Origin of the sequence: Streptomyces sp. (genome assembly GCF_036524955.1) — a bacterium.
Taxonomy (GTDB): domain Bacteria; phylum Actinomycetota; class Actinomycetes; order Streptomycetales; family Streptomycetaceae; genus Actinacidiphila.
Genome location: NZ_DATDBG010000289.1, coordinates 1 through 22,950, shown reverse-complemented (window position 1 = coordinate 22,950; position 22,950 = coordinate 1). Strand labels below are relative to the sequence as shown.

The 22,950-nt window shown below is 72.0% G+C and carries 19 protein-coding genes; 13 read left to right on the top strand and 6 right to left on the bottom strand.

The genetic code is table 11. The annotated features are described in order from the left end of the window. Window positions 1-78: 78 nt before the first annotated feature. Both VIW71_RS23165 and VIW71_RS23160 read left to right on the top strand, forming a co-directional pair. A complete protein-coding gene (locus VIW71_RS23165; protein ID WP_331624470.1) occupies window positions 79-657 on the top strand; it encodes a carbonic anhydrase in 579 nt (192 codons plus the stop codon). A gap of 332 nt (window positions 658-989) precedes the next feature. Next, the gene (locus tag VIW71_RS23160) at window positions 990-2,495 is read left to right on the top strand and encodes a SulP family inorganic anion transporter (protein WP_331624469.1); all 1,506 of its coding nucleotides are present in this window, start codon (window positions 990-992) and stop codon (window positions 2,493-2,495) included. 133 nt (window positions 2,496-2,628) lie between these two features. Here the strand turns inward: VIW71_RS23160 and VIW71_RS23155 are convergent, their stop codons facing one another. The 4 genes from VIW71_RS23155 to VIW71_RS23140 all read right to left on the bottom strand — a co-directional run bounded on the left by VIW71_RS23155 (window position 2,629) and on the right by VIW71_RS23140 (window position 5,178). Continuing rightward, on the bottom strand, window positions 2,629-3,159 hold the full coding sequence (locus VIW71_RS23155; protein WP_331624468.1) for a TerD family protein: 531 nt from the start codon (window positions 3,157-3,159) through the stop codon (window positions 2,629-2,631). A 119-nt stretch (window positions 3,160-3,278) separates the two neighbouring features. Next, window positions 3,279-4,112: a class II glutamine amidotransferase gene (locus tag VIW71_RS23150; protein ID WP_331624466.1), complete on the bottom strand. Its 834-nt coding sequence runs from the start codon at window positions 4,110-4,112 to the stop codon at window positions 3,279-3,281. A 257-nt stretch (window positions 4,113-4,369) separates the two neighbouring features. After that, window positions 4,370-4,651 (bottom strand): hypothetical protein, encoded by a 282-nt coding sequence (locus VIW71_RS23145; protein WP_331624465.1) that lies wholly within the window; start codon window positions 4,649-4,651, stop codon window positions 4,370-4,372. A gap of 122 nt (window positions 4,652-4,773) precedes the next feature. Then, a complete protein-coding gene (locus VIW71_RS23140) occupies window positions 4,774-5,178 on the bottom strand; it encodes a hypothetical protein (RefSeq protein WP_331624463.1) in 405 nt (134 codons plus the stop codon). 253 nt (window positions 5,179-5,431) lie between these two features. Between VIW71_RS23140 and VIW71_RS23135 the strand changes: the two genes are divergently transcribed. Together VIW71_RS23135 and VIW71_RS23130 are read left to right on the top strand one after the other, a co-directional pair. Continuing rightward, complete coding sequence (locus VIW71_RS23135) at window positions 5,432-5,722, top strand: hypothetical protein (RefSeq protein ID WP_331624462.1); 291 nt, start codon at window positions 5,432-5,434, stop codon at window positions 5,720-5,722. A 469-nt stretch (window positions 5,723-6,191) separates the two neighbouring features. Further along, window positions 6,192-7,430 (top strand): DUF4032 domain-containing protein, encoded by a 1,239-nt coding sequence (locus VIW71_RS23130; protein ID WP_331624461.1) that lies wholly within the window; start codon window positions 6,192-6,194, stop codon window positions 7,428-7,430. Between the two features lie 212 nt (window positions 7,431-7,642). Here VIW71_RS23130 and VIW71_RS23125 read toward each other — a convergent pair whose 3' ends face one another. Beyond that, window positions 7,643-7,948, bottom strand: coding sequence for a putative quinol monooxygenase (locus VIW71_RS23125; protein ID WP_331624460.1), 306 nt, complete (start codon window positions 7,946-7,948; stop codon window positions 7,643-7,645). After that, on the bottom strand, window positions 7,945-8,979 hold the full coding sequence (locus VIW71_RS23120) for a carbohydrate kinase family protein (RefSeq protein WP_331624459.1): 1,035 nt from the start codon (window positions 8,977-8,979) through the stop codon (window positions 7,945-7,947). The genes VIW71_RS23125 and VIW71_RS23120 overlap by 4 nt, the downstream gene beginning before the upstream one ends. 246 nt (window positions 8,980-9,225) lie before the next feature. On the opposite strand from VIW71_RS23120, the gene VIW71_RS23115 reads away from it, so the two are divergent. From VIW71_RS23115 to VIW71_RS23075, 9 genes are all read left to right on the top strand, one after another. Next, the gene (locus tag VIW71_RS23115) at window positions 9,226-10,254 is read left to right on the top strand and encodes a sugar ABC transporter substrate-binding protein (RefSeq protein WP_331624458.1); all 1,029 of its coding nucleotides are present in this window, start codon (window positions 9,226-9,228) and stop codon (window positions 10,252-10,254) included. 327 nt (window positions 10,255-10,581) lie between these two features. After that, entirely contained in the window at window positions 10,582-11,595 is a 1,014-nt protein-coding gene (locus VIW71_RS23110) for an ABC transporter permease (protein WP_331624457.1), read from the top strand. Beyond that, the gene (locus VIW71_RS23105) at window positions 11,595-12,443 is read left to right on the top strand and encodes an ATP-binding cassette domain-containing protein (RefSeq protein ID WP_331624456.1); all 849 of its coding nucleotides are present in this window, start codon (window positions 11,595-11,597) and stop codon (window positions 12,441-12,443) included. Before VIW71_RS23110 ends, VIW71_RS23105 begins: the two co-directional genes overlap by 1 nt. A 68-nt stretch (window positions 12,444-12,511) precedes the next feature. Beyond that, entirely contained in the window at window positions 12,512-13,546 is a 1,035-nt protein-coding gene (locus tag VIW71_RS23100) for a LacI family DNA-binding transcriptional regulator (RefSeq protein ID WP_331624455.1), read from the top strand. Between the two features lie 307 nt (window positions 13,547-13,853). Further along, a complete protein-coding gene (locus tag VIW71_RS23095) occupies window positions 13,854-16,472 on the top strand; it encodes a GH32 C-terminal domain-containing protein (RefSeq protein ID WP_331624454.1) in 2,619 nt (872 codons plus the stop codon). A gap of 342 nt (window positions 16,473-16,814) precedes the next feature. Continuing rightward, on the top strand, window positions 16,815-18,224 hold the full coding sequence (locus tag VIW71_RS23090) for a cytochrome ubiquinol oxidase subunit I (protein ID WP_331624453.1): 1,410 nt from the start codon (window positions 16,815-16,817) through the stop codon (window positions 18,222-18,224). Between the two features lie 141 nt (window positions 18,225-18,365). After that, window positions 18,366-19,394, top strand: coding sequence for a cytochrome d ubiquinol oxidase subunit II (locus VIW71_RS23085; protein WP_331624452.1), 1,029 nt, complete (start codon window positions 18,366-18,368; stop codon window positions 19,392-19,394). A 152-nt stretch (window positions 19,395-19,546) separates the two neighbouring features. Further along, window positions 19,547-21,478 carry a M1 family metallopeptidase gene (locus VIW71_RS23080; protein ID WP_331624451.1) on the top strand — a complete coding sequence of 644 codons (1,932 nt, stop codon included), beginning with the start codon at window positions 19,547-19,549 and terminating at the stop codon, window positions 21,476-21,478. Window positions 21,479-21,718: 240 nt separating this feature from the next. Then, a partial coding sequence (locus tag VIW71_RS23075) for an ATP-binding protein (protein ID WP_331624450.1) occupies window positions 21,719-22,950 on the top strand: 1,232 nt, incomplete at its 3' end.

Below are 22,950 nucleotides of genomic sequence, written 5' to 3'. Positions count from 1 at the left end.
GGTACCCGTGTGCCGGGTCCGGAGCGCGCCTCTTCGCATCACGCTCCCAGCCGTATCGAAGAGAGCACGAGGCCGATCATGCAGTCACTCATCGACCACGCCCGCGTTTTTCCGGCAAAGATCGCCGACCGGCAGCGGGAATTCGCCGAACTCGCCCGCGGCCAGCACCCGCAGGCACTCTTCATCGCCTGCTCCGACTCCCGGGTCATGCCGTCGCTGTTCACCGGCGCCCGCCCCGGCGAGATCTTCGAACTGCGCACCGCGGGCAACATCGTCCCGCCCTACCGCCCGCAGGCCGCCTGCGCCGTGCCGGGCACCCTGGAATTCGCCGTCGAGGCACTGGACGTCCCCGAGATCGTGGTGTGCGGTCACACGCACTGCGGAGCCGTGAAGGGGCTGATACGACCCCAGGCCATGGAGACCATGCCGCTGGTGGCGCAGTGGCTGACCTCGGCGGGGCACCGGGCACTGGACGAGGACCCGGACTCCGTCGCCCGGCACCACCTGCTGACCCAGATCGACCACCTGCGGAGCTACCCGTTCGTCGCCCGGCGGCTGGCCGACGGCAAGCTGCGGCTGCACGCCTGGTTCTACGCCGTCGACACCGGCGAGCTGCTGGCGCACGACCCGGGCGCGGGCGAGTTCCGGCCCCTGTAGCCACCGGAGGCGTACGGCGCCCGCACCGCCGTACGCCACCGGACCGCGTCGGCGCACCGGCCGACCCGCACCCACGCCCCTACGCGCACCGGCCTACCCGCACCCGTACGCGCCCGGCCACCCGCCGTCCGCAACCAAGATCCCGTTCGCGCTACCGGCCACCCACACCCGTACGCGCCCGGCCACCCGCCGTCCGCAACCGATCCCTTACGCGTTCCGACGACCCGTGCCCGCGCCCGATCCAGCCATCCGCACCCGCACCCGCACCCGCACCCGCCCTACGCAAACCGTCCGCGTCCTCGTACGCGTCCCTCGTCACGGAAAGCGTCCTCATGTCTGCCCTCACTGTGTCGCCGTTCCGGCGCGCACTGCGTACCGATCTGAACTCCTCACTCGTCGTCTTCCTCGTCGCGCTGCCGCTGTGTGTGGGCGTGGCCGTGGCCTCCGGGGTGCCTGCCGAACTCGGCCTGGTCACCGGCATCGTCGGTGGTGTGGTCACCGGCATGCTGCCCGGCAGCAGCCTCCAGGTCTCCGGACCCGCCGCCGGCCTGACCGTGCTGGTCGCCGAGGCGGTCGACACCTACGGCCTGCCCGCGCTCGGCGTCATCGTGCTCGCCGCCGGCCTGCTCCAACTCGCCCTCGGCGCCCTCAAACTGGGCCGTTGGTTCCGGGCCATCTCGATAGCCGTGGTGGAGGGGATGCTCGCCGGGATCGGCCTGGTGATCATCGCCGGACAGCTCTACGCGATGGCCGACATCAAGGCCCCGGCCAGTGGTCTCGACAAGATCACCGGGCTGCCCGGTCTCCTCGCCGACCTGGCGACCTCGGGCACCGCCGCGGCGGCCTTCGGGGTCGGCGCGGGGACCATCGCGGTGATCGTGCTGTGGTCCCGGATGCCCGCCAGGGTCCGGGTGGTGCCGGGCGCGCTGGCCGCGGTCGTCCTGGCCACCGCCACCACCGCGCTGCTCGGCCTGTCCACGGACAAGGTCCACGTCGAGGGCCTGCTCGGCTCCATCCAGCCGCCGGGCCTGGACGAGGTGAGCCGGCTGGGCGAGGTGGGCCTGCTGGGCACCGTCGTGGCCTTCACCCTGATCGCCTCGGCCGAGAGCCTGTTCAGCGCGGCGGCCGTGGACCGGCTGCACGACGGCCCGCGCACCGACTACGACAAGGAGCTGATGGCCCAGGGCGCGGGCAACACCCTCTGCGGCCTGCTGGGCGCGCTCCCGATGACCGCGGTCATCGTGCGCAGCGCCGCCAACGTGCAGGCCGGCGCGCGGACCAAGGCGTCCCGGGTGCTGCACGGTGTGTGGCTGCTGCTCTTCGCCGCCCTGCTCCCCGACGTGCTCGGCGTCATCCCCCTCGCGGCGCTCGCCGGGGTGCTGGTCCACGCCGGCTTCAAGCTGCTGCCGGTCAAGCAGCTCGGCCCGCTGTGGCGCGAGCACCGCGGGGAGGCCGTGATCCTCGGCGTCACCGCGCTGGCCATCGTGACGGTCAACATGTTCGAGGGCGTCCTGATCGGTCTCGTCCTGGCGGTGGCCAAGAGCGCATGGGAGACCTCGCACATCCACGTGACCGTCGACGACCGGGCGGACGAGGACGAGGACGAGGACGGGGACAGCCACCGGCCGATACGGGTCGTGGTCACCGGCAACGCCACCTTCCTGCGGCTGCCGAAGATGCTCGACACACTGGAGGCCCTGCCGACCGACCGGCCCGTCGAACTGGACCTGCTCGGCCTTCGCCACCTCGACCACGCCTGCCGCACGGCGCTCACCACCTGGACCCAGCGGCACAACGCCAAGGCCACGGTGCCGGTCCGGCTCATCCACGCGGAGTAGGGCCTGCCTGCCGTCCTGGGAGGGGCGTGGGAGGGTTCCCGCCGGTTGGGCACCGGCGGGGACCCTCCCGGCACGTTCCGCCGGCGGTGCCGGGAGGGCGGGGGCAGTGGGAAGGACGCCCGGGGCGCGGCGGTCAGGAAGCGGCGCCGCCCATGGTCCGGGCGAAGGTGACCGGATCGGTGTCGAATCCCCGCAGGTACACGTGGAACTGCCATTCCCCGGAGTCGGCGCGCGTGAACTCCGCGACGGTGGCGGCGGTGCACGCGGACAGGCCGGCGAAGTCGCTCTCCATCAGCCTGGTGTACCCCTCCATGATCCGGACCGCGGGGTTGGCGATGTCCCCGAACACCATGCGGCCGGTGCGCTGCTGGATCGCGACACCCACGATCACCCGCCCGTACACCGGACTCAGCCGGTCCAGTTCGAGGGTCATCTCCTCGTCGAAGCCCAGGCCGTTCCCGGTCGTACTGTCCCGGCCGAGGGTGATCGTGCCGTCGGGCGACCGGCTGTCGAAGTGCACGAGGTACGCCGGCTCGCCCCGCGGGTCGTCCGCGCGGTACGTGGCGGCGATCAGGTCGAGATCACTGTCCGGCGCCCCGAGCGGACTGGGGTCCCATTTGAGCTGCGCCTCCACTTTCCCGAACCCCTTGTTCAGGCTGCTCACTTGACGTCCCTTCGTCGGCCGTGGGCTCCACCTGGTCAACCATGCTGCCCCACGGCCCGTCCGCACAACACGACCACGGGCCATGCGTGACGACGCGTACGCCAACTCCCGACACGTGGCTACGCGTACTGCGGCTCGAAGGGACGCAGCACGTACGCACCGGGCTCGGTGACGCCGTAGCTGCCCTCCGGGAGTTCGCGCCAGGTGCCCGGCAGCCCACCCAGGGGCTCAGACACGACGAGGCGGGTGTCGTCGGACACCTCGCGCAGGTAGTCCAGGTCGGGGTGGAGCGCCCGCAGCGAGTCGACGTTGGCGCTGTGGAAGAGCGACCGCGATCGGCCCTGGCTGGAATAGCGGAAGGCCCAGACCCGTTCGCCGCCGGTGACCGCGACCGTCATCTGGAGCGGGAACCTCACGCCGTGCTCGTGCCCCACCCGCTCGACCAGGCCCGCCATGCGGGCCACGGCGCCGGGCGGGTCCTTCTCCAGGCCGAGGGTGAGCGCGAGGAAGAACATGATCTCGGAGTCGGTCGATCCCTCGACACAGGCGAACAGCGCCGGGTCGACGGCCACGGACAGGTCCCGCCGGACGCGGTGGAAGTCCGTGATCGCGCCGTTGTGCATCCACATCCAGCGGCCGTACCGGAACGGGTGGCAGTTGGTCTGCTGCACCGCGGAACCGGTCGAGGCCCGGACATGGGCGAAGAACAGCGGGGAGCGGACGTGGTCCGCGATCTCGCGCAGGTTGCGGTTGTTCCAGGCCGGGCCGGTGTCCCGGAAGACCGCCGGGGTGTCGGCCTCCTGCCCGAACCAGCCGACGCCGAACCCGTCGCCGTTGGTCGTCTCGAGGCCCATCCGGGAGTGCAGGCTCTGGTCGATCAGCGAGTGGGCGGGCCGGTAGAGCAGAGTGTCCAGCAGAACGGGCGTCCCCGAGTAGGCGAGCCAGCGGCACATAGGCCGACCGTAGTCCAGAACACGGGGTCCCGCCTTTCGTGCCGCCTGTCCGGGGCGCGTGGTGAGGGCCACCAGGAAGTCCAGACCCCCACGGGTGAGGGAGCCGAGGCCGACCGCCTTGCCGCGGACGGCGGTCGGGAACGGCGGAACCGGGAGGGCCGGGAGTCGGGAGGGCCGTCGGGCCCCGGGCCCGGACGTTTCGACACCGGGAACCGCACCGGGAACCGAGGAGCCCGCAGCGGCGACAACACGCCCGGCTACGCCCGGGGGCCGGCTCTGCGCCTGACCCAGCGGCCGGTGTCGATGGCCTCCTGGAGGATCGCCCGCAGGGCCGCCGCGATGTCCTCCGGCGGCGCAGTGAAGTCGATGGCCAGGTCACAGACCCTCGCCGTGTCGCGCACCGCGACCGGGCAGCCGTCGCCCAGACGCATCGCGCGGACGCGGACCTCGGTCACACCGGTCCCGCCGACCCGGCCGCCCGCGCGAGTCGCCCCCGCCCCCGCCGATTCCGCCCCTCCGGCCACCTCGAACTCGCTCATCGGGTCCCCCACTCCTCAGCACGTACCGCGTCACCATCTCGCACGCCCGTTCGATCGGCGAGATGTGACTACCCTACGTGACGGAACTCGGACTTGACGTCACCCACACAGGTGATCCTCGGTCAGCCGCGCGCGTCCTCGTCGCGTGACCGGCGAACGAATTCGCCGACCTCCTCGGCGTCACCGACCTCCTCGGCGTCGCGCGTGGCGACCCGCACCGCCTCGTCGTCGTCGCCACCCGGGATGCCCGGATCGACGGCCTGCCATCCGATGAACTGCCGGGCCGCCGCGGCCTGGACGCGTTCCAGGGGCAGGGCCAGGCCGGCGGCCACCGCCCGGACCAGCCGCGGGTTGACCTTCACCTCGTGCCTGGCGGCGATCTTCCACAGCAGGTTCGACGAGGGGCGGTATCCGGTCTCCGGATCGACCGACTGCTTGGCGAGTTGGGCATAGGTCGGGCCGCTGCCCCTGGGGCCCACCCGCTCTGCGATGAGCTGGGAAAGGGTCTCGGTACCCCGAGATGTCATGGTCTCCGGTCTCCAGCTCCGCGCCGCTCGTGCCGGGCGCGCCCACCCGAACCGACTGGGGACGCTCACACCCGCTTCCGCTCATTGTCCACAACACGGGACGGGGATGGCCATGCAGCCTGCATAAACAGTCTGAAAACGAGGGTCCTTGTGTACGCCCGCGCCCGCGCGGCGTGAGCGCTGGACGCGAAGACGAACGCTGTGCTTAGCTATCACCATCCCCGAATGGGGATGAAGTCCCGGAGGACAGCCCGTGCCCGACCCCCGATATCACCTGCACGACGGCAAGCTGCTCAGACGGCTCATGGAGAATCCACTGCCCGGGGGCACCAGTCACACCGTGCGTTCACTGGCCGCCGAGACCGGGGTGTCCTACAGCAAGATCCAGAAGCTCATCAGCGAGCAGCGCCCCACGGTCACCGCGAGCGAGGCCGACCGCATCTCACACGCGGTGCAGTGCCGGCGCAAGGCGCTTTTTTCACCGTTGCCACCCCCGTCCTCGAATGAGGATGACAGGATGGAGGCGTCCGATGGACTCCGGTGAGCGCACGGTCCACGCGAAGGGATTATCCGAAGGGGCATCCGGTGCCGCGTTTGGCATATGCCGAAACGGGAAATCCCGCCTCTCTCTGGCGCATACACGTGTTCCACTGGGCTGAGCACGCGAGGGCCGCCACCGCAGCACACGAGAACGGCCCTCGCCGGCAGGGCTACCGACCGGCCGTGCGGCTGTAGATCCAGATTGCCGTCTGGATCAGCAGCAGGTATACACGGAACCGGTCGGGGCCGCGCCAGGAATTCCCTTTGGGCTTCCTGTGCTTCCCCATGTGTGTTTCCTCCAGTTGGCGCGCGGTCGACCCTCGACGCACGGCAACTGGAACAGACACCTTGTCAGCCCGGCCGATCGTCAGACTACGCGTAAGATCCGTCCGGCTACGGCGAGTTGACCAATTCGGCCCGCCACAGTCGCGGCGCCGGGCCCCGTGCCCGGACTCGACCGGCTGAGGAGCACCATGGCGTTGCGGATCTGGGCCACCGATGCGGAGCATCCGGTCGATCTGCTGGATCTGGCGTGGGGGCTGCCGCTCGAGCAGTGGCCGGACGAGTCGCTCGTCGCGCTGCCGCGCGGTATTTCGCGGCACGTGGTGCGCTTCGCGCAGGCCGGGGACGAGGTGGTGGCGGTGAAGGAGGTCAGCGAGTGGTCGGCGGTGCGGGAGTACGGGCTGCTGCGCGACCTCGACCGGCTGGGCATACCCGCTGTGGACCCGATCGCGGTGGTCACCGGGCGCGTAGCGGCGGACGGTACGGCGCTGGAGCCGGCGCTGATCACACGGCACCTGAACGGATCGCTGCCGTACCGGTCGATGTTCGAGGCGACGATGCGGCCGGGGACCATGAACCGACTGCTGGACGCGCTGGCCGTGCTGCTGGTACGGCTGCACCTGGTCGGATTCGCCTGGGGTGACTGCTCGCTGTCCAACACACTGTTCCGCCGGGACGCCGGCGCGTACGCCGCGTATCTGGTGGACGCCGAGACCGGGCAGCTCCAGCCGGAACTCAGCCGCGGGCAGCGGGAGTACGACATCGAGCTGGCCCGGGTGAACATCGCCGGGGAGCTGATGGACCTCGAGGCCGGCGGCTCGCTGCACCCCTCGGTCGATCCGGTCACCTTCGGGGAGGCGATCGTGCAGCGCTACGCCGACCTGTGGCACGAACTGACCCGCGAGTCGGTGTATCCGGTGAGCAAGCGGCACTACATCGACCGGCGGATACGCCGGCTCAACGACATGGGCTTCGACGTCGCCGAGATGCAGATCCAGCGCTCGCCCGAAGGCGACACCGTGACGTTCCTGCCGAAGGTGGTGGACGCCGGCCACCACCAGCGCCAACTGCTGCGCCTGACCGGCCTGGACACCGAGGAGAACCAGGCGCGGAGCCTGCTCAACGACCTGGAGAGCTGGATGGCCCGCCAGGACGACTACGCACCCGACGATCCGCTCGGAGCGCGTCCGGAGGTGCTGGCCCACCGCTGGGTCCGCGAGGTCTTCCGCCCGGCCGTACGGGCCGTCCCGCGCGAACTGCGCGGCCGGATGGACGCGGCGCAGCTCTACCACGAACTGCTGGAGCACCGCTGGTACCTGTCCGAACGCGCCCAGCGCGACGTCGGCCTGGAAGTGACCGTCCAGAGCTACATCACCGACGTGCTGCCGCACCTGCCCGACCCGGCGGTGCCCCTCGCGGACGAGGAGTGACGGCACACGGACGTACACGCGTCCGGAAGGCGGACCGCGCCCAGCCCTGACAAGCCGTCAGCGACGACCCGCCGGGCCGGCGGCCGACAGCACTCCGCCCCCGGCTGCCCGACCCGGTCGTTCTGCGGTAACAGCCGGGAATCCGGGGGGCGGCGCCCTTCCCGAGCACCGGGCGGGGCGACGCCCCCGACCCGGTCAGCCGGTGACGGCGGTCACCCCGCCGTGCCCGCCCGGTTCAGGAACGTCAGCACCGAACCGCCCTGCTCCTCGATCAGCGGCCCCAGCTCCGCGTTGAACGGCGGCCCGTACGGAGCGGCCAGATGCTCCTGGAAGGCCGCCTCGTCCTGGTAGATCTCGAAGACCCAGTAGGCCCGGGGGTTCGACTCCTTGGTGTAGACGTCGAACACGACGTTGCCCGGCTCCTTGCGGACCTGCGCGGTGTACTCCGCCACGAGCGCGGCCACGCGCTCTTCGGCACCGGGCTTGACGCTGAACTCGGCCAGCAGGGTCTTCGTCACATCGGTCCCGTCTGTGTGAGGGGCTGGTTGAGAGCGGGTGAGCGTGGTGCGGGAGCGCTCGGGGCCGGGGGTTCCGCGAGCGCGCAATCGGCGGACACCTGGTGATCCCACGGCGGGTTGGGCCCCGCGGTGGCGCAGGTCAGCGCCGCGACCCGGGCCGCGTAGGCGCAGGCGTCCGCCACCTCGGCCAGGGTCAGGCCGTCCAGCCGGCCGCCGAGACGTCCGGCCAGCGAGAGCCGGTGCAGGAGCCCGGCGGTGAACGAGTCGCCGGCCCCGATGGTGTCCACCACCTGGACGGTCCGGGCCGGTACGGTCACCCGCGCGCCGTCCAGGGACGCCAGCGCGCCGCCCTGGCCCAAGGTGATCACCACCAGCCGCGCGCCGGCCAGGTGCCAGGCGTCGCAGGCGGCCTCCGGGCTGACGCCCGGCATGAGCAGTTCCAGGTCGTCGGAGCTGAGGCGCAGGATGTCGGTGAGCGCGCACCAGTGCGGGAGACGCTCCTGGTAGCGGGCCGGATCGACCAGCAGCGGGCGGACGTTCGGGTCGATGGAGACCGTGGCACCCTCCCGTACGCGCGACAGCAACTCCTCGATCGCGCTGCCGCCGGGTTCGCGGATCAGGGCGAGCGAGCCGGTGTGCAGGCAGGCGACGTCCCCGACAGCGGCGGCGCCGAGCTCCGCCGGCGTCCACTGCCAGTCAGCCGTCGCGGCGGCGTGGAAGGTGTACGTGGCCTGGCCCGCCTCGTCGAAGGTGGCGATCGCCAGCGTGCTCGGCTCCTCGGCCGCGACGACACCGGACAGGTCCACGCCGGAGTCGGACAGATGGGTGCGGAAGAGCGCGCCGAACGGGTCGTGGGAGATCCGGCCGAGGAAGCGGGTGGGGGTGCCGAGCCGGGCGAGGGCGACGGCGGTGTTGGCCGGGCCACCGCCGGGCAGTACGCGCAGGGCGAGTTCGCCGGGACGGGACGGCAGGGTGTCGGAGAAGGCGTCGGCGACGCACTCACCGAGGACGGCGATCGGGCGCTGGTCCATCGGTCCGCCTTTCGGATCGGGACGGCTGAAAAGAGAGTCGGGGGCGCGCCCCGCCTCGGCGCCCCGGTTTGCGGCGGTGTTACCCATTTGTTACGTGAGTAGGGCTTGTAACCGTCGTGACCCAGACTCCATCATCCTCGGCAAGTCAATGTCAACGATGACATAAGTCAACGATGACATTGGCAGATCCACTCTGACGCCCCGCCACGGGCATGCCCGATCCGCAGCACTCACCAGGAGCCAACGATGTCTCGCACCCTGTCTCGCACCCTGCTCAGAGCGACGACCGCCACCGTTCTGGCCGGGGGTCTGGCGTTCGGTCTGACCGCCTGCGGCTCCGGCTCGAAGGACTCCGGCGACTCGGCCGGCTCGGGCGGCACAGTGAAGGTCGGCCTGATCACCAAGACCGACACCAACCCCTTCTTCGTGAAGATGAAGGAGGGCGCCGAGAAGGCCGCCAAGGCGAACGGCGTCAAGCTGAGCACCGCCGCAGGCAAGTTCGACGGCGACAACGCCGGGCAGATCGCCGCGATCGAGAACATGGTCGCCTCCGGCGTCAAGGGCATCCTGATCACCCCGAGCGACTCCAAGGCGATCCTGCCCGCCATCAAGAAGGCCCGCGACAAGGGCGTGATGGTGATCGCCCTGGACAGCCCGACCGAGCCGCAGGACGGCACCGACGCGCTGTTCGCCACCGACAACAAGAAGGCCGGTGTGCTGATCGGCCAGTACGCGAAGGCCGCGATGGCGGGCAAGACCGCGAAGATCGCCACCCTCGACCTGGCCCCCGGTGTCGCGGTCGGCCAGTTGCGCCACGACGGCTTCCTGGAGGGCTTCGGCGTCTCCGAGGGCGACCCGTCCGTCGTCTGCTCCCAGGACACCGGCGGCGACCAGGCCAAGGGCCAGACCGCGATGGAGAACTGCCTGCAGAAGGCGTCCGACATCAACATCGTCTACACGATCAACGAGCCCGCGGCGCTCGGCGCGTACACCGCGCTCAAGGCCAAGGGCCGTGAGAAGGACGTGCTGATCGTCTCCGTGGACGGCGGGTGCACCGGTGTGCAGGCGGTCCAGGACGGGAAGATCGCCGCGACCTCGCAGCAGTACCCGCTGGTGATGGCCGAGAACGGCGTCAAGGCGGTGGCCGACTTCGCCAAGACCGGCACGAAGGCCTCCGGCTACGTCGACACCGGGGTCACCCTGATCACCGACAAGGCGCAGACCGGCGTGGACGCCAAGGACAGCGGCTACGGCCTGGCCAACTGCTGGGGCTAGCCCCACCCTGAGCCCAAGCCGCGGCCCGGGCCGGCTCCCCGCCCCGACCCGGGCCGCCTCCCGCTCTCGGGCCCGCCCTGTACCCCCGCACCACGCGTCCCGCCGTCGTCACCGCCGCATTCCCGTCACAATCCCGCCGCACATCCCGCCGTGGTCCGCCTCCTGCAGTCCGCGCACCCCGGCCCGCGGTCCCGGCCCGCAACGCTCAGCCCGCAGCTCTCAGCCCCGCCGCGAACCAGCCCGCCCCGCCGCAGTCCCGCCCGCCCGGCTCCGGCCTGGCGCTCCCGCCAGGCTCCCCGGCCCGCCTCTCCGGCAAGGACCCCTTCCATGACCGCACCCGCCACATCCACCACCAAGCCCGCCCCCTACGCGGACCTGACCGGACCCACCCTCGCCCGCCGGCTGCTCGCCACCCCCACCGCCGGACCGCTGGCCGCACTCCTGCTGGCCTGCGCCTTCTTCTCGCTGTCGACGGATCAGTTCCTCTCCGGCGGCAACTTCTCGCTGATCATCCAGCAGGTGATGGTGGTCGGCACGCTGGCCATCGGCCAGACGCTGATCATCCTGACCGCGGGCATCGACCTGTCCTGCGGTGCGGTGATGGCCTTCGGTTCGATCATGATCGCCAAGACCGCGGCCGAGGGCACCGTGCCGCCGCTGGTCGCCGTCGCGCTCGGGCTGGCGGTGTGCGCGGGCTTCGGGCTGGTCAACGGCCTGCTGGTGAAGCTGATCCCGCTGCCGCCGTTCATCGTCACGCTCGGCATGCTGAACGTCGCCTTCGCGCTCACCCACATCTACTCCGACGAGCAGACCATCTCCGATCTGCCCCGACCGCTCACCTTCCTCGGCGAGACCTTCCCGCTCGGCCGCACCGACGTCACCTACGGATCGCTGGTAGCGCTCGGCCTGTTCGTGGTCTTCGCCTACGTGCTGAGCAGCACCTCCTGGGGCCGGCACGTGTACGCGCTGGGCAACAGCCCGGAGGCCACCCGCCTCAACGGCATCCGCACCGGCCGCCTCACCATCGGCCTGTACGCGCTGGCCGGTCTGGTCTACGGGATCGCCGCGCTGCTGCTGGTGTCCAGGACCGGCGTCGGCGACCCGCAGGCCGGCCAGACCGACAACCTCGACAGCATCACCGCCGTGGTGCTCGGCGGCACCAGCCTCTTCGGCGGACGCGGCAGCGTACTCGGCTCACTGATCGGCGCCCTGATCGTCGGTGTCTTCCGCAACGGGCTCCAGTTGATGGGAGTCGCCTCGATCTACCAGACCCTGATCACCGGAATCCTGGTGATCCTCGCCGTCACCGTAGACCAGATCTCCCGGAAGAAGGTCCGCTGATGACAACGGAGACGAGCAAGCAGACCGCCACCCCTGTCCTCCAGGCCCGCGGCCTGGTCAAGCGCTACGGCCACGTCACGGCCATCGACGGCGCCGACTTCGACCTGCTGCCCGGCGAGGTGCTGGCCATCATCGGCGACAACGGCGCCGGCAAGTCCAGCCTGGTCAAGGCGCTCACCGGCGCGCTCACCCCGGACGAGGGCGAGATCCGGCTGAACGGCGAGCCGATCCGCTTCAACGGCCCGCAGGACGCCCAGGCGCACGGCATCGAGACCGTCTACCAGGACCTCGCGGTCGCCGCGTCGATGGACATCGCCTCCAACATGTTCCTCGGCCGCGAACTGCGCCGCCCCGGCCCGCTCGGCAGCGTGCTGCGGATGCTGGACAAGAAGCGGATGCGCGACGAGGCCGCCGCGCACATGGCCGACCTCAAGATCGGCCTGCGCTCGCTCACCCAGGCGGTGGAGACCCTCTCCGGCGGCCAGCGCCAGGCCGTCGCGGTCGCCCGCGCGGTGGCCTGGGCCCGTAGCGTGGTGGTGATGGACGAACCCACCGCGGCCCTCGGCGTCAAGGAGTCCGCGCAGGTCCTCGACCTGATCCGGCGGGTCCGCGACAAGGGTCTCCCGGTGGTGCTGATCAGCCACAACATGCCGCACGTCTTCGAGATCGCCGACCGTGTCCACGTGCACCGGATGGGCCGCCGGGAGGCGCTGATCAAGCCCTCCGACTACTCCATGTCCGAGGTGGTGGCCATCATGACGGGTGCCTTGACGGTACGGGAGGACGGCGGCGGTACTGTCGTGGCGGATGCGGATGCCGCCAGGGCGGCCGGGGTCCGTACGAATTGACGCAACCATCGCGCGGTGGTCCGGCAGCAGCAGGCGGCCGGACCTCGCCCTGACGAAACGGTGGGTACATGACCGCGCCCCGTCGCCCGACGCTGCACGACGTGGCCCGGGAGGTCGGTGTCAGCGCCAAGACCGTCTCCCGGGTGCTCAACGGCGACGGTCCGACCTCGGCGCACACCCGGGCGAAGGTGCTGGCCGCGGTCGAGCGGCTGGGCTTCCAGCCCAACCTGATGGCGCGCAACATCCGGACCGGCGGCCCGGACACCACGATCGGGCTGATCGTGCCGGACATGGGCAACCCGTTCTTCGGCACCGTCGGGGGCGGCATCGAGGACACCGTACGCGGGCGCGGGCTGACCCTGCTGCTCGGCTCGTCCGCCGAGGACCCGGACCGGGAACGCGCGCTGATCGCCACCTTCCTGGCCCGCCGGGTCAGCGCGCTGATGGTGGTGCCGACCACCGGATCCGTCCACGCCCATCTACGGGTGGCCCGCGGCAGCGGCCTGCCGGTGGTCTTCCTGGACCGGCCCGGTACCGGGCTGGCCGCGGACTGCGTGGTCAGCTCCAACCGGCTCGGCGCACGGGACGGCACCGCCCACCTGATCGCCGGCGGCCACCGACGGATCGCCTTCATCGGCGACCGGCCGACCACCCTCTACACCCGCCGGGAGCGGCTGGCGGGTTACCGGGCGGCGCTGGAGGCGGCCGGCCTGCCGTACGACCGGTCGCTGGTGGTCGACGGCCACACCCAGGCCGAGGCCGCCGAGACGACCGTGCGGCTGCTGCGGCTGCCCGATCCGCCGACCGCCCTGTTAGCGGCCAACAACTTCGCCGCGATGGGTACGGTGCTGGGCCTGGCGCGGACCGGACGCCGCGACATAGCGCTCGTCGCCTTCGACGACCTGCCCCTGGCCGAGGTGCTGGAACCGCCGCTCACCGCGGTCACCCAGGATCCGGCGGCGATCGGGGCAGCCGCCGCCGGTCTGGCTCTCGCCCGCCTCGACGGTGACCGCTCCCGGGCCCGTACGGTCACGGTCCCCACCCGTCTGGTTCTCCGCGGCTCCGGCGAACAACCACCGAGCCGGGAACTCGTCACGTCGTAGCGCGCAGCCGCACCGCGCCGAGCCGCACCGCCCGCTTCACGAGCCGCGCCACCGACCGCCCGAGCCGCGCCGCTTCACCCGAGCCGCACCTCGTACCGCACCCACCGCAGCACCGCGCCGAGCCGCACCACCCGCTTCACGAGCCGCGCTTCACCCGAGCCGCACGTCGTACCGCACCGAGCCGCACCACTTCACCGATCCGCGTCACCCATCTCCACGCCGACGCGTCGTCCTGCCCGGCTCCGCCGTGCCCACGGCCCGTCCGGTGGTCCCACCCACGCCCACAGCAACGCAAAGGAGCTTTGCCGTGCCCGTATCGCCAGACCCACGCCGTACCGGGTCGACCTCCGCCGGCAGATCCGCGCACACCCGCCGGATCCGCCGGGCCGCGCTCACCGCGCTCGCCGCCGCCGTCTGCCTCGGCCTGACCGCCGGCGGTCCGGCGCTCGCCACCACCGCGCCGGTCACCGGCACCTCGCAGGCGACCGCCCCGTCCTTCCAGGAGAACTACCGCCCGCAGGTGCACTTCACCCCGGCCAAGAACTGGATGAACGACCCCAACGGACTCGTCTACTACGAGGGCGAGTACCACCTCTTCTACCAGTACAACCCGAACGGCAACACATGGGGCAACATGTCCTGGGGCCACGCCGTCAGCCCCGACCTGGTGCACTGGCAGGAACTGCCGCTGGCCATCCCGTACGAGGGCGACCAGGCGATCTTCTCCGGCAGCGCCGTCGTGGACACCGACAACACCAGCGGCTTCGGCACCCCGGACCACCCCGCGATGGTGGCCGTCTACACCAGCGCGTACGCCGACGGCCGGCAGGCCCAGTCACTCGCCTACAGCACCGACCGCGGCCGGACCTGGACGAAGTACAGCGGCAACCCGGTCCTCGACGTCGGCTCGCGCGCCTTCCGCGATCCGAAGGTGCAGTGGTACGCGCCGACGAAGAGCTGGCTGATGACGGTGTCGATGGCCGACGAGCACAAGGTGGAGTTCTACTCCTCCAAGGACCTCAAGTCCTGGTCCCACCTCAGCGAGTTCGGGCCGGCCGGCGCGATCGGCGGCGCCTGGGAGTGCCCCGACCTGTTCCCGCTGGCGCTGGACGGAGACGCGAACCGGGTCAAGTGGGTACTGGTGGTGAACATCAACCCCGGTGGCATCGCCGGGGGTTCGGCCGCACAGTACTTCGTCGGCGACTTCGACGGCACCACCTTCACCGCCGACGACGAGGGCACGTACACCCCGCCGACCGGCACCGTGCTCCAGGGCTTCGACGGCCCCGACTACGGCGACTGGACCACCACCGGCACCGCCTTCGGCGACCGCCCGGTCAGCGCGGCCGAGTCCGGGGTCACCGGCGTCGACGGCGCCGGGTTCGTGGACAGCTTCCTCGGCAACGACGCGGCGACCGGCACCCTGACCTCCCCGCCGTTCGCCGTCACCGCCGACTACCTCGACTTCAAGGTCGGCGGCGGCAACCACCCGCACCGCTCGGACGCCGTCATCGACCCGCAACCCGCCCCCGCCGGAACCGTCCTCGCCGACTTCGAGGGCGCCGACTACGGCGACTGGACCGCCACCGGCACAGCCTTCGGCCCGGGGCCGGCCCAAGGCACCCTCCCCGGCCAGCAGCAGGTGACCGGCTACCAGGGCAACGGCCTGGTCAACACCTTCCTCCAGGGAGACTCCACCACCGGCACCCTCACCTCACCGCCCTTCACCGTCGACCGCAGGTACCTGGACTTCCTCATCGGCGGCGGCCACCACCCGTCCGGCGCCGAGGCCCCCACTGTGTTCGAACTCCTGGTCGACGGTCAGGTGGTGCGCAACGCCACCGGCTCGGACAACGAGCACCTGTACTGGTCCTCGTGGGACCTGTCGGACCTTCAGGGCCGCACCGCGCAGCTCAGGATCGTGGACCAGAACACCGAGGGCTGGGGCCACATCAACGTCGACCAGGTCGTCCTGTCCGACACCCGCGTGCTGCCGCAGTCCATCGAGACGACGGTCAACCTGCTCGTCGACGGACAGGTGGTGGACAGCGCCACCGGCGCCGACAGCGGCCACCTCGACTGGGCCTCCTTCGACCTGCGCGCGTACCGAGGCAAGACCGCCCGGATCCAGCTCGTGGACATGAACACCGGCGGCTGGGGCCACGTCATCGCCGACACCTTCACCCTCGCCGACCGGCCCGCGCTCTCCGCCGCCCAGCGCGCCCACTGGGTCGACTACGGCAAGGACTTCTACGCGGCGGTCACGTACGAGAACGCGCCCCGCCGCAAGCGCTACATGATCGGCTGGATGAACAACTGGCAGTACGGCAACGCCATCCCCACCTCCCCCTGGCGCAGCGCCCAGGCCTTCCCGCGCGAGCTGGCTCTGCGCACCATCGGCGGGAAGCCCCGGCTCACCCAGCAGCCGGTCCGCTCCCTGAACTCCCTGCGCGACGGCGACGTCGTCACCGCCCGCGGGGTCACCGTCCGCGACGGTTCGGTCCCGCTGGCCGGCGGGCGCGGCGACGGCCAGGCGCTCGACATCGACGCCACCTTCGCTCTCGCCGACGCCCGCCGCTTCGGCCTCAAGGTCCGCACCGGCCCGGGCCAGGAGACCGTGATCGGCAACGACGCCGTCAACCAGCTCCTGTACGTGGACCGCACCCGCTCCGGCGCGGTGGACTTCAACGCCGCGTTCCCCGGCGTCCAGACCGCCCCCCTCGCCCCGGAGAACGGCAAGATCCACCTGCGGGTCATCGTCGACTGGTCCTCCGTCGAGGTCTTCGGCGGCTCCGACGGCCGCACCGCGATCACCGACCAGATCTTCCCCGCCCCCGACAGCCGCGGCGTCCAGCTCTTCGCCGAAGGGGGGTCGGCACGGCTGGACGCGCTGAAGCTCTGGCGGCTTGGGTCATACCGGCGCTGAGCCGCACCGTGCCCCGGGCTGGTGTGAACGGAGGCGGGCCGGTGGGCCCGCCTCCCGCACGGGGCCGTTCAAACCGTTTCCGGCCGGCCGCTGTTCGATCCGTTCCCGTACGGCCGCCGCGCACGGCGGAGGACGTGCCGACTGGGGGTATCGGCTCCCCCGAAGCACTGCGGCCGTTCGAGCTTGCCTGAGCCGCCGTGCCGGTCGGGGCGGTTTCGACTTCGCCGGGGCCAGGTACGGCCGAGGCGGGCCCGGCGCGGTCCGACACGCTCATCGTCGTACGAGCCCGGCATGGGGGGCAAGGAAGGGGTACGTTCCGGGCATTACGGAAGGATCGTGCTCATGGGGCTGGTCGTCGTGGTGCCGGGACATGTGGTGGGAGCCGTTCGGCAGGGGGACCTGGACGCGGCGCGGGCGCAGATGGGGTTCTCGCTCGCATGGCACATCGTGCTGGCCTGCCTCGGGGTGGGGTTGCCGCTGCTGACGTTGTTGGTGGAGTGGTGGGGGCGGCGGACCGGGGACGCGGCGTGCCGGCTGCTGGCCAGGCGGTGGGCGCGGGCGATGGGGGTGCTGTTCGCGGTCGGCGCGGTCTCGGGGACGATCCTCAGCTTCGAGATGGGCCTGCTGTGGCCCGGGATGATGGGTACGTACGGTCAGGTCATCGGCCTGCCGTTCGCGCTGGAGGGCATCGCCTTCTTCGTCGAGGCGATCTTCCTCGGCATCTACCTCTACGCGTGGGACCGGCTCTCGCCGCGCGCCCACCTGTGGACCGGCGTGCCCATCGTCGTCGCCGGGATCGCCTCGGCCTTCTTCGTGGTGTCCGCGAACGCGTGGATGAACCAGCCGCGCGGCTTCACGTTGCGCGGCGGCGAGGTCGTGCACGTCGATCCGTGGGCGGCCATGTTCAACCCCGCGACGGGCCCGCAGACCACCCACATGATTCTCGCCGCCCTCATGGTGGCGGCGTTCCTGACCTGCGCGGTCTACGCCGTCGCGCTGCTGCGCGGGCGCCGCGACCGCTACCACCGGCTCGGCTTCACGGTCCCCTTCGTCCTCGGCGCGGTCGTCGCCCCGGCCCAGGTGGTGGTCGGCGACTGGGCGGCCCGCTTCGTGGCGGACTACCAGCCCGCCAAACTCGCCGCCATGGAAGGGGTCTACCGCACGGGCAGCCACGTCCCGCTCACCATCGGCGGCATCGAGGGCGACGAGGGGCTGCGGTACGGCCTGGAGATCCCCAACGGGCTCTCGCTGCTGGTCGGCTACAGCCCGAACACCGTGATCGAGGGCCTGGACCGGGTACCGCCGAGCCTGCGTCCGCCGGTCACCGGGACGCACCTGGCGTTCGACCTGATGGTCGGATGCGGGCTGTTCCTGCTCGCGATGGGCGGCTGGCTGCTGGTGATGTGGTGGCTGCGGCGCCGGCGCGGCGGCGGCGACTGGCTGACGGAGGGCCGCGTCGTCCGCGCCTTCCTGGTGTTCGGCGCGCTGACCGGGCCGGCCGCGGTCGTGGCCCTGGAGTGCGGCTGGACGGTGACCGAGGAGGGGCGCCAGCCGTGGGTCGTCTGGGGGCTGATGACCGTGCGGGACGCGGTCAATCCGGCGCCGGGGCTGATGGCCGGGCTCTGGCTGGTGCTGGTCGTCTACGCGCTGATGACCGCCGGCACCGTGTACGTACTGCGCCGGCTGGCCCGCGAGCGGCCGGTCCCGACGGCTCCTCAGGAACCCGACGTACGGGGGTACCCCGTCACGTGATCCGGCGTCCGGCGGAGGGTGCCGTCCCCGGAAGCGCGGCCAGCCGGAAGGCGCCGCCTTCCGCAAGGCGCCGCCGCCACAGAGCGCCACCGCCTGAAGTGCCATTTCGCCCCCGGCCCCGCCACCCACAGGAGAACCCCCATGCTGGCCGACACCACCCTCGCCGTCATGTGGATCGGCCTGACCTGCTACGCCCTCTTCGGCGGGGCCGACTTCGGGGCCGGGTTCTGGGACCTGCTGGCCGGTGGCAGCCGGCACGGCCTGCCCGCGCGGAAGCTCGTCGAGCACAGCATCGGCCCGGTGTGGGAGGCCAACCACGTCTGGCTCATCTTCGTCGTGGTCGTCCTGTGGACCGGCTTCTCGCCGGTGTTCGCCGCCGTGATGTCCACGCTGTACGTCCCGCTCACCCTGGCGGCGCTGGGCATCATCGCGCGGGGGGCCGCGTTCGCCTTCCGCAAGGCCAGTACGGAGCTGTGGCAGCAGCGGCTGTTCGGGGCGTGCTTCGCGCTGTCGTCCGTGGTCACTCCGTTCTTCCTCGGCAGTGTCGCCGGCGGGGTCGCCTCGGGCCGGGTGCCGCCCGGGCTGGCGGCGGGCGACCTGGTCACCAGCTGGCTCAACCCCACCTCCGCGCTGGGCGGGGTGCTCGCGGTACTCACCTGCGCGTACCTGGCCGCCGTCTACCTGACCGGCGACGCCTCGCGCGCCGGACAGCCGGAACTGGTCACGTACTTCCGCCGGCGGGCGCTGGCCGTCGGGGCGCTGACCGGTGCGGTGGCGCTGGCCGGCATCGCGGTGCTGCACGCGGACGCGCCCGACCTCTTCCACGGGCTCACCCACCGCGCGCTGCCCCTGGTCATCGCCTCGGCCGTGCTGGGCGCGGTCAGTCTGGTCCTGCTGGTCCGCGGCGTCCTGATCGCGGTGCGGGCCACCGCGGCGCTCGCCGTCGCCGCGGTCCTGTGGAGCTGGGGCACCGCCCAGTACCCCACGATGCTGCCGCCCTCCGTCACCGTCGACGACACCGCCTCGCAGGCCTCCGTCCTCGCCAACAGCCTGATCGCGCTGGCCGTCGGCGGCGCCCTGTTCGTCCCCTCCCTGGTCTGGCTCTTCGCCCTCTCGCAGCGCGGCCCCGCGTCCGCGGACACCGGGACCGGTACCGCACCGCGCGCGTGAGCGCGGGCCCGCCCGCCGCGGCCGGGGAACTGTAGGGATATCCCTACGGCTCCCCGACGCCCCTTACCGCGCGGGGTGGGTGCCGCACACACTCCCCGTACGGCAGCGCCATGCGCCGCTCATCCCCCCACCTCCCCCTCCGAGAGGACCCGATGAGCAGAACGCGGAACAGACTTCTCTCCCTGATGGCCGGCGCGGGTGCCGCCGGTCTCGTCATCGCGGCGAGCGTGGGCGTCGCCGGCGCGGCCGGCGCGACCGGTACGGCCGGTACGGCCGGTACGGCCGGTACGGCGGCCGCCGCGTGCACGCCCACCCAGGTGGTGGCCAACGGCGGCTTCGAGAGCGGGAGCGCGCCCTGGTCGAGTTCGAGCGGGGTGATCACCACCGGGGGCGGCCAGACCGCTCACTCCGGCAGCGGCTTCGCGTGGCTGGACGGTTACGGGTCCACGCACACCGACACCCTCTCGCAGTCCCTGGCGATACCGGCCGGCTGCACCACCGCCACGCTGACCTTCTGGCTGCACATCGACACCGCCGAGACGACCACGACCAGCGCGTACGACAAGCTGACCACGAAGCTCGGCACCAGCACGCTCGCCACGTACTCCAACCTCAACGCGGCCACCGGCTACCTGCAGCGGACCTTCGACGTGTCCTCGTTCATCGGGCAGACCGCGACCCTGGCGTTCACCGGCACCGAGGACGCCAGCCTGCAGACCAGCTTCGTCGTCGACGATGTCGCGCTCGACGTCTCCGGCACCGGTACGCCGCCCCCGACCACTCCCCCGCCGACGACGCCGCCGCCGACCACCCCGCCGCCCGCGGACGCGACCCGTACGCCCGCCACGCCCGCGTACACCGTGAACCTGACCAGTGACGCGTCCGGCGTGACCTGGAACGGCCATGAGAGCGTGACCTTCACCAACGCCTCGGCGACGCCGCTCAGCGAGGTCTACCTGCGGCTGTGGGACAACTACCACGGCGCCTGCCCGACCACGCCGATCACGGTCACCAACGTGACCGGCGGCACCGCGGGCGCGCTGACCGTCAACTGCACGGCGCTGCGCATCGCGTTGCCCGCGCCGCTGAACCAGGGCCAGTCCGGTTCCGTCGGGTTCGACCTGAAGATCGTGGTGCCCAGCGGCGCCGACCGGTTCGGGCACGACGGGGCGTTCAGCTTCATCGGCAACGCGCTGCCGCTGCTGGCGGTCAGGGACGCGGCCGGCTGGCACCTGGACCCGTACACCAACAACGGCGAGTCGTTCTACTCGCTGGCCGCGGACTTCCAGGTCACCCTGGACCACCCCACCTCGATGCTGGTGCCCGCCACCGGCACCTCGGTGGACACGCCGGGGACCGCCGGCCGTACCGTGACCACGGCGACCGCCACCAAGGTGCGGGACTTCGCGTGGGGGGCGGGCGCGTTCAGCAAGCTCTCGGGCACCTCGCCCGGCGGCGTCAAGGTGAACGTCTACGGGGTCAGTGGGATCACCACCGCCAGCTCCCAGTCCATGCTGAACACCGCGATGTCCGCGATCGACGCCCACTCCGGACGCTTCGGCGCGTACCCGTACACCGAGGTCGACGTCGTACTGGACAACAACTTCTGGTTCGGCGGGATGGAGTACCCCGGTTTCGTGCTCGACCTGGTGAACTCCACCGCGCTCACCCACGAGCTCGCCCACCAGTGGTGGTACGGGATCGTCGGCGACGACGAGTACACCACCCCCTGGCTCGACGAGTCGTTCACCGACTACGCCACCGACCTCGCGCAGGGCAAGACCGGCACCAACTGCTGGTCCAGCGTCAGCTGGGCCTCGGCGAGCGAGAAGATCAGCAACTCGATGGCGTACTGGGACACGCACTCCTCCCGCTACGGGACCGTCGTCTACGGGTACGGCAAGTGCGCGCTGCACGACCTGCGCCGGCTGATCGGCGACACCGCGATGACCACGCTGCTGCGCAGCTACGCGCAGTCGCACTGGTACGGGGTCTCCACCGCCGCCGAGTTCAAGGCGGCGGCGCAGGCCGCGACGAGCACGGACCTGACGTCGTTCTGGAGCACGCACCGGATCGACGGGTGAACGGCTGACGGGTGCGGCCGAACGGCTGAACGGCGCCCCGTCCGGGAACGGGCCCTCGCGGCTCCCCCCGGGCGGGGCGCGCCCGTCCGCCCGTGACGACGCGGGGCACCCCCATGCTCCGTACCGTCGCGCGGGGCGCCCGCGCCCCGAGGCGCCATTGACCGGACGCCCGCCCCTCCCGAAACTGAAGGCACCGTCCGTGATTGGCAGGTGCACGATCAGATTCGGTCATGGGGGTCCATGAGAACCAGCCCGTCTCCGCGGCTGCCCCGCGTCACCGACCGCGACGCGCTGCTCACCACCGCGCGGGCCGCGCTGGCGGCGGGCGACAGCGTCCTGCTGACCGGTGAACCCGGGATCGGCCGGACCACCCTGCTGGCCGAGCTCGCGGCGGACCGGCCGCCCGGCGGCCTCGTGCTGCGCTGCGCGCCCGCCGAGGCCGAACGGCACCTGCCCTTCCTCGGCATGATCGACCTGCTCGCCGACGCGGACGACGACACGCTCTTCACCGACCTGTCAGCACGCGAACGCGCCGTGCTGCGGGCCGCGTTGCACCGCTCGCCGCAGTCCCCGCAGGAGGCGCCCCACGACCAGCCGTACGACGACGGCACCGTACTGACCCTGCGCGTCGCCGTGCTCAAGGCCCTCACCGCGCTCTGCGCCCGGGCGCCCGTCCTGCTGGTCGTGGACGACGCCCAGTGGCTGGACCGGCCGACCGCCGAGACGCTGGCCTTCGCCGCCCGCCGCGCCCGGCGGCTGCCGCTGTCGGTGATCGCGGCGGTACGCACCCCCGAGACCGGTCCGGCGGCGGAGGTCCGGCCCGCCGAGACGCTGTGCCCGCCGCCGGTGGTGACACTCTCCGTACCGCCGATGTCCGAGCGCGAGGTCGCCGCACTGCTCGCCCGGCACGGACGGGAGGGCGGCCCCGGGTGGGGCCGCCCGCTGCTGGCCCGGTTGCACGCGGCGGCCGGCGGGAACCCGTACGTCGCGGTGGAGTTGGCCCGCGCGGTCGCCGAGGAGTGCCGCACCGCCGGGCAGCCGCCCACCGGCCCGCTGCCGGTGCCGGCCGCGGTGCGCCGGCTGCTGCTCGACCGGCTGGCGCCGCTCGGCCCCAGGGCCCGCCGCACGCTGCTCGCCGCGAGCGCCGCCGCCCTCCCGCACAGCCTCGGCCTGGGCGGCGCCCCCGCCACCCTCGCCCTGCTGCGCCGGGCCGGCTGCGACGACGCCGCCGCCGACGTCCACGAGGCCGTCCGCCTGGGCGTCCTGGAGCCGTCGGCGACCGGCCTCGTACGGTTCGCCCAGCCGCTGATGCCGCGGGTGGTGTACGAGGAGGCCGCCCCCGCCGGGCGGCGCCGGGTGCACGCCGCGCTCGCCGAGGCGGCCGACGATCCGGTCGAACGCGCCCATCACCTCGCCTCGTCGGCCCCCGGCTGGGACGCGGTGGCCGCCGCCGCGCTGGCCGAGGCGGCGAC